Source organism: Paracoccus sp. SM22M-07, from assembly GCF_001887735.1.
Classification (GTDB): Bacteria; Pseudomonadota; Alphaproteobacteria; order Rhodobacterales; family Rhodobacteraceae; genus Paracoccus.
The window spans coordinates 60,818-75,007 of record NZ_JPKW01000006.1 but is presented as its reverse complement, the minus strand read 5'-3'; the positions used below and the strand labels follow the sequence as shown (position 1 = coordinate 75,007).

9 protein-coding genes and 2 pseudogenes are annotated in these 14,190 nt (G+C 65.1%); 7 read left to right on the top strand and 4 right to left on the bottom strand.

What is annotated here, in order from left to right:
- Positions 1-59: 59 nt before the first annotated feature.
- The 5 genes from IE00_RS20130 (at position 60) to glgX (ending at position 7,771) form a co-directional block, all read left to right on the top strand.
- On the top strand, positions 60-212 hold the full coding sequence (locus tag IE00_RS20130; protein WP_170864130.1) for a hypothetical protein: 153 nt from the start codon (positions 60-62) through the stop codon (positions 210-212).
- A 269-nt stretch (positions 213-481) separates the two neighbouring features.
- Positions 482-2,221, top strand: coding sequence for a malto-oligosyltrehalose trehalohydrolase (treZ, locus tag IE00_RS10905; protein WP_072297149.1), 1,740 nt, complete (start codon positions 482-484; stop codon positions 2,219-2,221).
- Positions 2,175-4,415, top strand: coding sequence for a malto-oligosyltrehalose synthase (gene treY, locus IE00_RS10900; RefSeq protein ID WP_072297148.1), 2,241 nt, complete (start codon positions 2,175-2,177; stop codon positions 4,413-4,415). Before treZ ends, treY begins: the two co-directional genes overlap by 47 nt.
- A gap of 127 nt (positions 4,416-4,542) precedes the next feature.
- Entirely contained in the window at positions 4,543-5,712 is a 1,170-nt protein-coding gene (locus tag IE00_RS10895) for a sugar phosphate nucleotidyltransferase (RefSeq protein WP_240493859.1), read from the top strand.
- Positions 5,705-7,771: a glycogen debranching protein GlgX gene (gene glgX, locus IE00_RS10890; RefSeq protein ID WP_072297146.1), complete on the top strand. Its 2,067-nt coding sequence runs from the start codon at positions 5,705-5,707 to the stop codon at positions 7,769-7,771. Before IE00_RS10895 ends, glgX begins: the two co-directional genes overlap by 8 nt.
- A gap of 33 nt (positions 7,772-7,804) precedes the next feature.
- On the opposite strand, the pseudogene IE00_RS20555 reads toward glgX, so the two are convergent.
- The 4 genes and pseudogenes from IE00_RS20555 to IE00_RS10870 form a co-directional block, all read right to left on the bottom strand.
- A pseudogene (locus tag IE00_RS20555) lies at positions 7,805-8,824 on the bottom strand (DUF1513 domain-containing protein).
- A 182-nt stretch (positions 8,825-9,006) separates the two neighbouring features.
- A complete protein-coding gene (locus tag IE00_RS20875) occupies positions 9,007-9,516 on the bottom strand; it encodes a di-heme oxidoredictase family protein (RefSeq protein WP_371328438.1) in 510 nt (169 codons plus the stop codon).
- Positions 9,459-10,544, bottom strand: coding sequence for a di-heme oxidoredictase family protein (locus IE00_RS10875; protein ID WP_371328437.1), 1,086 nt, complete (start codon positions 10,542-10,544; stop codon positions 9,459-9,461). The genes IE00_RS20875 and IE00_RS10875 overlap by 58 nt, the downstream gene beginning before the upstream one ends.
- Before the next feature lie 58 nt (positions 10,545-10,602).
- Positions 10,603-11,792, bottom strand: a pseudogene (locus tag IE00_RS10870) (imelysin family protein).
- Between the two features lie 189 nt (positions 11,793-11,981).
- Here IE00_RS10870 and IE00_RS10865 point away from each other — a divergent pair.
- Complete coding sequence (locus tag IE00_RS10865) at positions 11,982-12,749, top strand: SDR family oxidoreductase (protein WP_072297143.1); 768 nt, start codon at positions 11,982-11,984, stop codon at positions 12,747-12,749.
- 132 nt (positions 12,750-12,881) lie between these two features.
- The gene (locus IE00_RS10860) at positions 12,882-14,171 is read left to right on the top strand and encodes a sorbosone dehydrogenase family protein (RefSeq protein WP_072297142.1); all 1,290 of its coding nucleotides are present in this window, start codon (positions 12,882-12,884) and stop codon (positions 14,169-14,171) included.
- Positions 14,172-14,190: the final 19 nt, after the last annotated feature.

Sequence of the window (14,190 nt, the reverse complement as noted above, 5' to 3'; positions counted from 1 at the left end):
ACTGACCGATCAATAAGTGATCCCCGGGGCAGGAAAACCGAATCCCAGGATATGGAATCATGACCAAGATCGAACAGAAGCCGCTCAGCATCGAAGACCGCAAGCGCAGCATCGAAGCCGAAGCAGTGCTGGACCAGATGTACGGATATTATGTTCGCGAAGACGCGCCGCGTTACGTCGTCAGCGAACTGGACGCACGCAATGCCGCCTGATCGCGGATTGCATGGTGACGACCAAGGGGCCCCGCGGGGCCCCTTCGCATATCCGCATCATCCGAGCGCGACCAAGGCGACGACCCGGTCATTCGTGACCTGTTACAGTCAGACTTCTGCCCAATTGCCGCGCAGTATCCGGCTTTCGTCACGCATCGCCAGGCTGTCAGGTCGCGAATGACGCGTTGGGCATTGCTTTTTGTCTATCGTCGGAACGGCTCGGCCCCCAGCATCATTATCCAATGGGATAGTTGTTCGAGGGGGGTGACATGCAGCAGCGATACTGGGGCCCCCGATATGCGGATGGCACGTGGCAGATTTGTCTGTGGGCACCCAAGGCCAAAGAGGTCCGGGTCATGCTGGACGACACCCCCCTACCGATGACACAAACGGACCAGGGGGTCTGGTGCGCCGATCTGCAGGCCGCCCCCGGCAGCTGCTATCGCTTTGATGTCGATGGGGTGGTGATGCCGGACCCGGCCAGCAGACTGCAGGCGGGTGGTGTCGATGGCGCCTCGGTCCTGATGCTTCCGGACAGTCACGAATGGCGCTGCAATTGGCAGGGCCGCCCTTGGTCCCAGGCCGTGATCTACGAACTTCACGTCGGGACCTTCACGCCGCAGGGCACCTATGCCTCGGCCCAAGACAAGCTGGTTCAGTTGGCCGAGATGGGCTTCACCGCCATCCAGCTGATGCCGGTGGGTCAGTTCGCGGGTCAGCGCGGCTGGGGCTATGACGGGGTGATGCCCTACGCGCCCCACCCCGTCTATGGATCACCCGGCGATCTGAAGCGGCTGATCGACGCCGCCCATGACTGCGGGCTGATGGTTTACCTCGATCTGGTGATGAACCATTTCGGTCCCGAAGGCGCGTTCATACATCACAGCTCACCCGATTTCTTCGATGCCTCCCGCAAGACCCCCTGGGGTCCGGCCATCGATTTCTCTCGACCGGCGGTGCAGGAATTCTGGATCGACTGCGCGTTGCACTGGCTGGACGAATACCGCTTCGACGGTTTGCGCCTGGATGCGGTCCATCAGATCCAGGGGCCGGGAGCCGATGCATTCATGACACGCCTGGCGGAGGAGGTTCATGCCCTGTCCCCGCGCCGCCACCTGATCACCGAGGATGAGCGCAACATCCCCGACCTGCGGCAGGCGGGCTATGACGCCAGTTGGAACGATGATTTCCACCACGCCGTCCACGTCGCCCTGACCGGAGAAGATGACAGCTATTACGCCAGCTTTGCCGACGATCCCGTGGGTGATCTGGCGACCGCATTGGCGCGGGGCCATATCGAGGAGGGCCAGCCTCGCCCCCACCTTGCCACGCCGCGCGGCGCCCCCTGCGACCACCTGCCCGTAACGGGCTTTGTCAACGCGGTCCAGACCCATGACCAGGTCGGCAACCGCGCCATGGGCGACCGGCTGGTCACCCTGGCCGACCCAAGGGCGGTCGCCGCGGCCTATGCATTGCTGCTGATCTCGCCCTATATCCCGATGGTCTTCATGGGCGAAGAACGTGGCGAAACCGCCCCCTTCCAGTTCTTCGCCGATTTCGATGGCGATCTGGCCCAGGCCGTGCGGGACGGGCGCGCATCCGAATTCGCAGGCATCGCCGCCCTGGGGCAATCCGTTCCCGACCCGCTGTCGCCCGCGACCTTCCAGCGATCCAAACTGACTTGGAACGAGGATACGTCGGCCAGCGCCTGGATCGACCTGACCCGCAAGGCACTTCATTTCCGGGCCGCGCATGTGATGCCGCTGATCGCCTCGCCGCGGCTTGGCGTCGAGGTCACCCGGCCTGCGCCGGGCCTGATCCGCGCCGAATGGCGATTTGCGGCCGGAACGCTGGCCTTGTCGCTGGCTTTCGGTCAACCTGACCCGAACCCGATCCCCGACGCGAATTTCCGCGCCGGCCATCCCAATGCAGATTACGCGCTGACAGCAAGGGCTATTCATCATGACGCCAAGCATTCCGACCGCCACCTATCGCGTGCAACTGCGTGACGGTCTGGATTTCGACAGTCTGAGTTCGCATCTTGGCTATATCGCGGATCTGGGAATATCGCATCTCTACCTGTCTCCGATCTTCACGGCCGGCACCGGTTCGACCCATGGCTATGACATCACCGATCCTTCGCAAATCGATCCTGTCCTGGGCGGGGCCGAAGGATTTCGCGCCCTGGCCAGGGCGGCGCAGGCAGCGGGCCTGGGCATCATCTTGGATATCGTGCCCAACCACACGGCGTTTTCGCCCGAAAATCCCTGGCTGGCGGATGTGCTGCGGCATGGTCCGGCCAGCCGTTATGCCCCGCATTTCGACATCGACTGGCAGGCGGGCCCGCTGATCCTGCCCTTCCTGCCAGAACCGTTCGAAAAGCTGATGGCCGATGACGCCTTCAGCGTGTCGGACGGCATGTGGCGCATGGGCGATCTGGCCATTCCGCTGGCCGAAGGGACGCAGGGCGACGATCTGCGCGACGTTCACCAGGCCCAGCATTGGCGGCTTGCCCATAGCGATCTGGACCGTGACGGCATCACCCACCGGCGTTTCTTCAACGTCACCGGGCTGATCGGCATGCGGGTCGAGGATCCGCGCGTCTTTCACGACACCCATGCGCTGATCCTGGATCTGGTACGGCAAGGTCTGGTTCAGGGGCTTCGGGTCGATCATATCGACGGGCTGGTGGATCCGGCGGGCTATCTGCGCCATTTGAAGGCCGAGCTGCCCGACACCCCGATCTGGGTCGAGAAGATCCTGGTCCGCGACGAGACATTGGCCCCCGAATGGCCCACCGCCGGAACCACCGGCTATGAGGCCGCACGCCTGATCGCCCGCATGCTGACCGACGGCACCGGCTTGCAACGGCTGGATGCCGACTGGCGTCGCGTCACCGGCAACGATGTCAGCTTTCACGCCGAGCTGATCCGCTCCAAGACCGACATCCTGGACAATGAACTGGCCGCCGAACGGCGTCAGCTGGCGGGCATGGCGGCCGATGCCTGCGCTGGTTCGACGGTGGCCCAGCCCGGACCCGAATCCCTGCGCGAGGCCGTCACTGCCCTTCTGGTCGCGATGCCGCGCTATCGCAGCTATGTCCACGATGGTCCGGCATCGGCCGAAGACCGCGCCCTGATCGCTCAGGTGGCCGACGAGGCGGCCCAGGGCCTGCGTTCGGACGTGGTGCTGCGCATGCTCCAGGACATCATCTGCGACCCCGAGACCGAGGCCCAGCATGCCTTCGTCACCCGCTTTCAGCAGGTGTCAGGCGCGCTGCTGGCCAAATCGCAGGAGGATACCGCCGGTTTCCGCTGGACCCGCTTTCTGGCTGCCAACGAGGTCGGTGCCGAACCTGACGAGCCCACCGTCACCGCCGCGGACGCATCACGCTTTCTGGCGAATGCCAGCCCGACGGGGATGGTCCTGACCTCGACCCACGACACCAAGCGATCCGAGGACTCGCGCATGCGTCTGGTCGCCATCAGTCACCTGCCCCAGGACTTTGCGTCCCTGATGGAGGACACGGGCGGCCTGCCCTGCGCCCGTCATGTGACACCGGATTGGCAATGGTATCTGCTGCAATCGGCGCTGGCGCTTCATGGGGCGCAGGATGCGGGCGACCGCCTTGCCCAGCACATGGAAAAGGCCATGCGCGAGGCCAAGCTGACCAGTTTCTGGTCCAATCCCGACGAAAACGCCGAGGCCGCCGCGGCCGATCTGGGTTACGCCATTCTTGACCGTTGGCAATCCGCAGCGCCCCCTGCGCTGGACCGGCTGATCGCCCGGGGGCAATCGCTGGCCATGGCACAGCTGCTGTTCAAGATGGTCATGCCGGGCTTTCCCGACATCTATCGCGGGTCCGAGGATCAGTTCCTGGCCCTGACCGATCCCGACAACCGGCTTGCCGTCGATTGGGATCACCTGTCGGCGCTTCCCAAGGGCGACGGGTTCGGCGCGACCAAAGCCCGCTGGACGCGTGACCTGCTGCTGCTGCGCGGCCAGGAAGCCGCCTTCCTGCAGCGCGCGGATGCCAATGCGGTGATGGATGACGGACAAGTGGCCATCAAGCGTATCTTGGACGGGCGCGGTCTGCTGGCGCGGTGGGCGGATCGTGCGGATGCGCCCCTGGCGGGACAGCCGGTGCTGTCCTTCACGGCATCGGATGGGTCGCGCGTCGACCTGGCCTGGCTGCAATCATGACTTGCGGTTCTTAACATTTGACAACCGCAGGAACACGGGCCGCGGATCGACGTTTCATGGATATTCCGGCGCGCACTTCCAGTCAGAAGGCGCGCAGGGCTTCCACCTCGATCCAAGGATTGCAGCCGTGTCCTCTTTGCCCCAGAACCGAATTTTCGATGCACCCTCCTCGCCGCTGAAATGCGCGACCATCCTGCTTGCCGGTGGCAAGGGGACGCGCCTTCATGATCTGACCGCCAGCGACAGCAAACCCGCGGTTCCCTTTGCCGGGCGCAACCGCATCATCGATTTCGCGATGGCCAACGCGGTCCGGTCGGGTATCGGGCAGATGCTGGTCGCCACGCAATACGCACCCCAGACGCTGCATGATTATCTTCCCGCGCGGTGGGGCCGGCATTTCGACCGGAGCGGGCTGGTCCTTCAGGATGGTTGCGGGCGCTATCTGGGTACGGCGGATGCATTGCGCCACAACTGGGACCGGATCGCCCAATCGCCCTCGGACGAGGTTCTGGTGCTGGCCGCCGACCACGTCTATGACATGGATTACGCCGCCCTTGTCGCGCGTCATCGCCAGTCGGGTGCCGTGGCGACGGTCGCCGTCGACGTCGTTCCCCTGGCGCAGGCCAGCGCCTTTGGCGTGATGCAGGCCGATGGCGACGGCAAGATCACCTCGTTCCTGGAAAAGCCCGCGCATCCGCCTGGCATGCATGGCGATCCGCGTCGGGCGCTGGTGTCGATGGGGGTCTATGTCCTGTCGAAACGCTGGCTGAAGACGGTGCTGTTCGACACCCACCCGCAGGCGATGGATTTCGGGCATGACGTTATCCCGCTGGCGGTCGATCAGGGCATGGCGGCGGTCTACAAGCTTCCCGCGGGACCCGATGGCCATACCTATTGGCGCGATGTCGGGACGCTGGATGCCCTGCGGCTGGCGCAGCTGGATTTCGTCCACGGCACCCCCGCCCGTCTTCCCCGCGCGGGTGCCGTGACCGATTGGCATCTGGGCCAAGGCAGCGTCGCGATGATGGGCGCCGTGGTGTCGCAGAGCGCGGACCTGCGCAACACCATCGTGGCACCGGGCTGTTATGTCCCGCCGGGGCTGGTCGCGGGCTATGATCCCCAGGAAGACGCCGCCTGGTTTACCCGCACGCCCGGGGGAACCGTGCTTATCACGCAGGCAATGCTGGATCGCCGCGCCGTTCTGCGGATCCCGCAGAGCCGCATGCGCGTTGCCCCCCAGTTCGGACATCCGCACCAGGTGCGATCGTCCCTTGTGAAAGACCAGCAACATGCGTGACATGACCACTCCTCCCCTTTTCGATCCGACGATGGCGCGGTCCGATATCCTTGGGGCGGAATTCCTGGGCGAAGGCACGAACTTCGCCCTCTTTTCGGAAAACGCGACACAGGTCGATCTGTGCCTGTTCGACGAGACCGGCGACAAGGAACTGCACCGACTGACCCTGCCCTTGATGGAGGGCGGCATCTGGTACGGCTATCTGCCCGAAATCATGCCCGGTCAGGTCTATGGCTATCGCGTCCACGGCCCCTACGAACCCGAAAAGGGACATCGCTTCAACCACAACAAACTGCTTCTGGACCCCTATGCCCGCGAATTGCGTGGAGAGATTATCTGGGACGATGCCCTGCACGGTTACGCCATCGGTCAGGACGACTTGTCCTTCGACGAACGCGACAGCGCGCCCTTCATGCCCAAGGCCGTGGTCGTCGACAGCCAGTTCGACTGGGACAGCGACCGCGCCCTGCGGACCCCCTGGCCCGAAACCGTCATCTATGAGGCCCATGTCAAGGGCATGACCCAGCTGCACCCGAACGTGCCCGAAGACCTGCGTGGCAGCGTCCAGGGTCTGGCGTCGGATGCGGTGATCGACCACCTGAAATCGATCGGCGTCACCACGATCGAGCTGTTGCCCATCCATGCCTTCGCCAACGACCATTTCTTGGTGGAAAAGGACCTCTCGAACTATTGGGGCTATTCCACCCTGTCCTTCTTTGCCCCCCATGCCCCCTATCTGCACAGCGGCCAGATCAAGGAGGTCAAGGAGGCGATCCGCCGGTTCCACAAGGCGGGTCTGGAGGTCATTCTGGACGTGGTCTTCAACCACACCTGCGAAGGCAACGAACTGGGCCAGACGCTGTCCTTCCGCGGCATCGACAATGCCTCCTATTACCTGCTGTCGCCCGATGACAAGCGTCATGGTTTCGACACGACCGGCACCGGAAACACGCTGAACCTGTCGCATCCCATGGTGCTGCGCATGGTCATGGACAGCCTGCGTTACTGGGTCGAGGCGATGCATGTCGACGGCTTCCGCTTTGACCTGGCATCGACCCTTGGTCGCGAAGGCTATGGCTTTGAACGCGACGGGTCCTTCTTCAACGCGATCCGCCAGGACCCGGTCCTGTCGGGCATCAAGCTGATTGCGGAGCCTTGGGATATCGGTGACGGCGGTTATCAGGTGGGCGGATATCGCTGGCCCTTCCGCGAATGGAACGACAAGTTCCGCGACGATACCCGAGCCTTCTGGCGCCGGGATCAGGGTCTGCTGCCGGTCATGTCCGAGCGTTTTTCCGGATCGCCGGTCCAGTTCAACCACAGCCAGCGTCCCGCGACCTCCAGCGTCAATTTCGTGGCGGCCCATGACGGGTTCACGCTGTGGGACACGGTCAGCTATAATGACAAGCACAATGACGCCAATGGCGAAGGTGGCCGTGACGGCCATGATCACAACCTGTCGGACAATATGGGCATCGAAGGCCCGACCGACGATCCGGTCACCGAGGCCGCCCGCATCCGCCGCACCCGCGCCATGCTGGCGACCGTGATCCTGTCGCAAGGGGTCCCGATGATCCTGGCCGGGGATGAGATGGGCAACAGCCAAGGCGGCAACAACAACGCCTATTGCCAGGACAACGAAATTGCCTGGCTGGAATGGGACAAGGCGAAACCGGAGCTGGTTACGGCGGTGCGGGCCCTGACCGCCTTCCGCGCGCGGCACAATCTGGCGCAGGCGCGCTTTGCCATGCCGCCTGACCAACCCCATCCCGACCACCCGATCACCTGCTGGCTGCATCCGCGCGGTGATGAGATGACGCAGGACGACTGGTCGGATGACAACCTGTGCTGCATGGGCATGCTGCTGAAGGGCAGCGGCCCCGACCATGTGCTGATCATCGTCAATGCGGGCGACGATGGTGAATTCGCGCTGCCCGATGGCGACTGGCACATGCAGATCGACACCGCCAGCGACGAGGTCGCCTGCGACACGGCGGTTTCGGGGGTGGTGCCGGTCCCGTGGCAATCGGTTCTGGCCTTCACCCGCCCTGCGGAATGACATGTCGCGCCGCCCTTCGGGGCGGCGCCTTCGTCACAGGCCGACCAGATGGTTGTCCCATGCCCGATCATGCATCGCCGCATGGCCGGGACAGATCACGCCGCCCATGCCGTCGGTAAAGGCCAACCCGCCACCCGCCCGCGCGACGCCGCAGACATCCATGCGCCGAATGATCGTCGGCCCTTCCTCGGCATCAGGGTCGAAGATATGCGCCGCCCCGCCGCGCGGCCCCGTGATCGCCACCTGTGCCCCATCGCCCGAAAACGACACCCAAGCCGCATATCCCCGCAACGCCCGCTGATCGGCTTCGCCCGCCCTGCGCAGGCGCGGTGCCTCACCCAGCTTGTTCAGCATCAGCAGCGGCACGACCCGTTCCGGGTCCCCTTCCCATGGCAGGGCAGCCGCCACGGTCCCGTCGCTGCGGGACGAGATATGCCGGATGGAGGCATGGGCCAGTTCCGACGCCAATGTGACGGTCTAAGTGATGCGGCCGTCGTCGATATAGACCAGGCTGGGATGCATGTCGTCCAGGTTCAGCTTGGCGCGGTCGCTGTCGCTGTCGCTGTCGCTGTCGGGATGGGTGCGGATGCCGCCATGGGCGACCACCAGGGACTGGGTTCCCGAAAGGCGGATCACCTCATGTGGGCCGATGCCGCCGGTGGGGATCTCTGCGATCCGGGCATAATTACGGCGCGCGTCCCAGATGCCCAGAACGCCCGCGCCCGTGGCATAGTCGTTTTCGGTGATGACCAGCCCATCGCCATCCTGCAGATAGGCGCCGTTCCCATAGAAATGCCGCCCCCGCGGCGCCTTCAGTCGCTGGACGACCCGCCCGCCAGCGCAATCCATGACCAACGCGAAGGTGCCGGAACCGCGGCCAAAGGCCACGGCCTCGGCCCGCGTCGGATGTGCGGCAGCGGCATGGCCGCGATCGGGCAGATCGACGCGAAAGACGATCTGCGCCTTGGCCGTCAGCCCGCGCAGCGCAAAGCGTCCCTGATCCTGGAAGGGATCCGTCTCAAGATGCAAGATCCCGGCCCAGGCCTGCGCCACCCCGGCAATGCCCTGCCGCAGCGCATGTGGGTCGCAATCGATTTCCGCCAAGGTGTCGGCCGCATCGGCAAGGCGGTCGACGTTCGGCAGGATATGCGTGTCGATGACATCGGTCGCACTGGCATCGGCGGCGGTGGCAAGGGCCGCGGCGGTCGGGCAGATCAGGGAAAGGCTGCGGATCGTCACAGGGACTCCAGGAATGCGATCAGGGCGGCACGGTCTTCGGCGGGCAGGTCGACGAAGCCGTCGCGGGCGGCGCGCGCCTCGCCGTCATGCCACAGGATGACCTCGGTCAGGGAACGGGCGCGCCCGTCATGCAGATAGGTGTCATGGCCGGAAACCTGCGCGGTCATCCCGATCCCCCACAGGGGTGCGGTCCGCCATTCCGCCCCCGACGCCTGCCCCGCCGGCAGCCGATCGGCCGGCCCCGGCCCCATGTCATGGACCACGAAATCGGAATAGGGCCGGATCAGCTGAAAGCTCTGTTCCGGGCGATCGGTCAGGCGATGGGTCACGAAGGACGGGCGATGCCAGAATATGCAGCCCGTGCGGTGGAAGACCTGCTTGCCGCGCACCACCCGCGCGTCGTCCACGTCTTCGCGCGCAGGCACCGCCAAGCTGCGGCTGTAGAAGGTCACCAGGTCCCGGCTGTCGCCCGCCAGCTCAAGCCCGTCCTGTTCCGTTGAGGCCATCGGGCGCGGCCCGGCAGGCTGTCTGGCCCGGCGTGCAGTCGCCTTAAGGCTGCGGATGCAGCAGTGATGCGACGCCGATATCGCTGTGAACGGCGTCGGCGACCTGCTGGCGCAGCGTCGGGGTGCTTGGCGCGCACGCCGAAACGGCCCAGCATCGGCTGATCGTAATCGGGCGACCAGACGATGTTGGCGCGACCGCTGATCCCGTCGCCATCGGCGTCCCTTGGGTCGGCAAGGGCGATGATATCGCTGGCAAGGATGGCCTCGACCAGGCCCAGGCCGATCATCTGGGGCGCGACGCGCGGGCTGATGTGGGTGGCGGGGTCCATCGGGCCGTAACCCAGATCCTTCAGCGACCAGACGGGGCGGCGCAGGGTGACCCTCTCTCCGCCCGGCAGATCGAAGCGGTCGGCATCGCGCCAGCGGACCCGCACGCGGCCTTCGGAGGGGATGCCCGCCACCGACAGGTCCGAAAACTGGTGCCCATAGACCGGATCGCCCTTGGTCGAGAGATAATCGCGCAACGTCTTGATATCCGCCGGCCCGGCATCCGTGGGAATGCCCAGCCGGACCACCAGGCTGCCCGCATCGTCGTCAAGCCCCGCGGGCGGATGACCGCGACCGTCCATAACGTGGCAATTCTGGCAGGCGCGCGTGTTCAACAGCGGCCCCAGCCCGTCAGAGGCAATGGTTGATGCGGGCGGGATCACCCAGATGCGTTCGAATAATCCGTTTCCGATGTTGAACCGCGCGTCCTGCTGAAAGATCAGGTTCTTCTGCGGCATGCTGATGGCCTGCGGACCGGCGCGACGGCGGACCGTGCCCACGCCGCCCTGATTGGCCTCGACGCGGGCCGGCGCGGTGAAATCGGTGGCGGGCTTCGTCACCGTCGCGATCCGCGCCGCCTCGGCCCTGGTACGGGGTTCGATCGACAGATGCGGATCGGACACCTGCGCCAGGCCCGTGCCGGGCAGCAGAAACGCCAGGCAGGTTGCAATGACGCCCGAACGGGCCCTGTGGCTGATCATGGTCGAAACCCCCGGTCGGCCCGGCAGGTTGTGATGCCGGGCCATCTGCATCGCCGTCCTACTGGAACACGGCTTCGGGATCGTCCAGACTGTCCGATCCTTCGAAGTCGATGGCATCACGGCCCAGCGCGGCGACGGCACGTTCGATATCGCGGGTCTGCGCGATCAGCCCGTCGATCGCATCCTGGATCAGCTGCCCTCCGGCCTCGTTGCCGGGGTCCAGCGACTGCGCCAACGCGTCGGCCACGCCCGCGTCCTTTTCGGCGACCAGTTCCCGCAGGGATGCCCCCTTCATCACGCTGCCGTCGATGCCGGGATAGGTGCCCTCATAGATGTTGCGCCCGCCCAGCGCGTCCTTGAAATGGTCGTTATTGGTGTTGTCGGAAAAGCAGGAATGCTTTTCCTCGGGGTCGTTCAACATCAGGCCCGGCGGCATGCGCTGACCTGCCTCTTCGCCATAGGACAGGCTGCCCATGCCGGTCAGGATGCGGTTCACGCCGCCCTGATCCTGCATGATGCTGGTGCGGGCCTCGCCTTCCGGTGCCCAGGCCGCGGCCATGAATTCCAGGTCCGCAACCAGAGGGTCCATTGCCGCATTCAGGTATTCGCCCCGGCGGTCGCAATTGTCGTTCGTGCAGGCGTCACCTTTGGCGCAGTCGGTCCAGGGGCGCTGGCCCGCCGTCGCGTCATAGGGCCCCAGATCCTGCCCCCACAGCAAAAATTCGATGGCGTGATAGCCGGTGGCGACATTCGCCGCAGCGCCATTGGCCGATTGCAGGGTGTTTTCCAGCAGATCGGGCGTGATCGTCGCCGCATCGACCGTCTGCCCCGAGATCGACAGCGCGGGGTTGGCGATCACGTTCAGCCCGGCCGCCGGGTTTTCATCGTATCCTTCGCTCGGGGCGGGTTCGGCGGCATCGACATAGTCGATCAGCCCCTCGTTCAGCGGCCAGGCGTTCACCGTTCCCTCCATTCATCGACGATGGGATTGCCGAAGCGGAAGACTTCGGTCTGCTGATAGGACAGGCGCGCCGCCAGCCAGGCATCGCGCGCCATCTGCAGGCTGTCTGCCGACGGGTCCTGCACCAGCGTCTGCACCGCTTGTTGCAGCTGCCTTGCGGTGGTCAGGCTGTCGCCATAGGAAGCCGCCGCGATATCAGCATAGGTCGTCAGCACCTGAGCCTCTTCGACGGCATGGGCGGCCGAGGCGGTCAGAACGCAAAGGGCGGTGGTTGTCAGAAGGCGCATGAAAACTCTGGGATGCTGGTGGAACAGGCCTTTCCTATCTTCGGATAAAAGCTGTCAGGAAAAGCAAGTGAAACACTGATGGCCTTCGGCGGTCGCGGTTCGGGGCCCGGATGATGCCTTGCGTCGCGGACGATCATCGCCCATCCCTGTCGAATAGCGACGCAGCCCCGCACCGGAAAAGGACTCGGCATGAGCATCCATCTGTTTGACCTGACTGGGAAACGGGCGCTGATCACCGGATCGTCGCAGGGGATCGGCCTTGCCTTGGCCCGTGGGCTGGCCGATGCGGGCGCTGAAATCGTGCTGAACGGTCGCGATGCGGACAGGTTGGCCAAGGCGACGACCGCCCTGCGCGACGGGGGCGCCGTCGTCCATGAACTGCCCTTCGACGTGACCGACCATGGGGCCGTACGCACCGCCGTCGATCGCTTCGAAACCGAGACAGGCGCCATCGACATCCTGATCAACAATGCCGGCATGCAACATCGCAGCCCGCTGGAGGATTTCCCCGCGGAGGCCTTCGAACGCCTGCTGCAGACGAACATCGCTTCGGTCTTCCATGTCGGCCAAGCGGTCGCGCGGCACATGATCGCGCGGGGCATGGGTAAGATCGTGAATATCTGTTCGGTCCAGACGGCCTTGGCGCGTCCGGGCATCGCGCCCTATACTGCCACCAAGGGGGCCGTCGCGAACCTGACCAAGGGCATGGCCACCGATTGGGCGCGCCACGGCCTGCAGTGCAACGGACTGGCGCCCGGCTATTTCGAGACGCCGTTGAACCAGGCTCTGGTCGATGATCCGGAATTCAGCGCCTGGCTGGCCCGGCGCACCCCGGCCGGTCGCTGGGGCAAGGTCGAGGAACTGGTTGGCGCGGCCATCTTCCTGTCGTCGGATGCATCGTCATTCGTCAACGGCACGACCCTTTTTGTGGATGGGGGCATCAGCGCTTCGCTCTAACCGGTCCGCCATTCATGATGCGGACCGAACAGGTGCGCACTGGATTGCCGCATGATGTCGCGCCGTGGCGGTGCCATTTGACGCCGCGGCAACCGGCGCTAGACTGCGCGAAATGCAATTTGGGGGAACAGCATGGAATTCATGGCACGCGCGACGGCCATTGTCGGCGGCACGATGGTCGCACTGCGCCGCTTCGGGGCGCCGCGGACCCAGGCAATGGGCAGCACGCCGCAGATCCCCGAGGCCCGCAAGCAGGGGATCATGACGCTGAAGATGCCGACCGCGCAAGGATGGGGTCCGGGACACGTCCCTTCGGCCGCGCCGGGGCTGAAGGTCAACGCCTTCGCATCCGGTCTGGACCATCCCCGCTGGATCGAGGTCCTGCCGAATGGCGACGTCCTGGTGGCGGAATCCAAGGAACAGCCCGGCCCGGCCAAGACCCTGTTCGACATGGCGGCCCAGGCCACGATGCGGCGCGCCCGCGCCATCGGCGTCAGCGCCAACCGCATCAGCCTGTGGCGCGATGACGATGGCGACGGCGTGGCCGAAATCCGCAAGACCTTCGTCGAAAACCAGAACCAGCCCTTCGGCATGGCGCTGGTGGGTGATACCTTCTATGTCGGCAATACCGACGGGATCGTCGCCTTCGACTATCGTGACGGCGACACCAGCCTGACCGGACCGGGGCGCAAGCTGGTCGATTTCAAGCCCTCGGGCCATTGGACGCGCAGCCTACTGGTGTCGCCCGACGGGACGCGCATCTATGCGGGGGTCGGATCGCTCAGCAATATTGGCGACAAGGGGATGGAGGCCGAGGAAGGCCGAGCCGCCATCTGGGAACTGGATGTCGCCACCGAGGAAGCGCGCATCTTTGCCTCGGGCCTGCGCAATGCCGTGGGGATGGCGTGGGAACCGGTGACGGGCGCGCTGTGGACCGTGGTCAATGAACGCGACGGGCTGGGCGATGAAACGCCGCCCGATTACCTGACCTCGGTCCGGCGGGACGGGTTCTATGGGTGGCCCTATTGCTATTGGGGGCAGACGGTCGATGACCGCGTGCCGCAGGATGCCGCCAAGGTCGCATCGGCCATCACCCCCGATTACGCGCTTGGCGGGCACACGGCCTCCTTGGGGCTCTGCTGGATGCCCGAGGGCACCCTGCCCGGCTTCCCCGACGGCATGGTCATCGGCCAGCACGGGTCGTGGAACCGATCCACGCTCAGCGGGTACAAGCTGATCTTCGTGCCGTTCAAGGATGGCAAACCCAGCGGCGCGCCGCGCGACATCCTGTGGGGCTTCTTGTCGGATGACGAAAAGATCGCCTATGGCCGCCCCGTCGGCGTGACCATCGGTCCCGACGGCAAATCGCTGCTGATGGCCGATGACGTGGGCGACATCATCTGGCGCGTCACCGCCGCCTGACGAAAGACAGGCGGGCCGC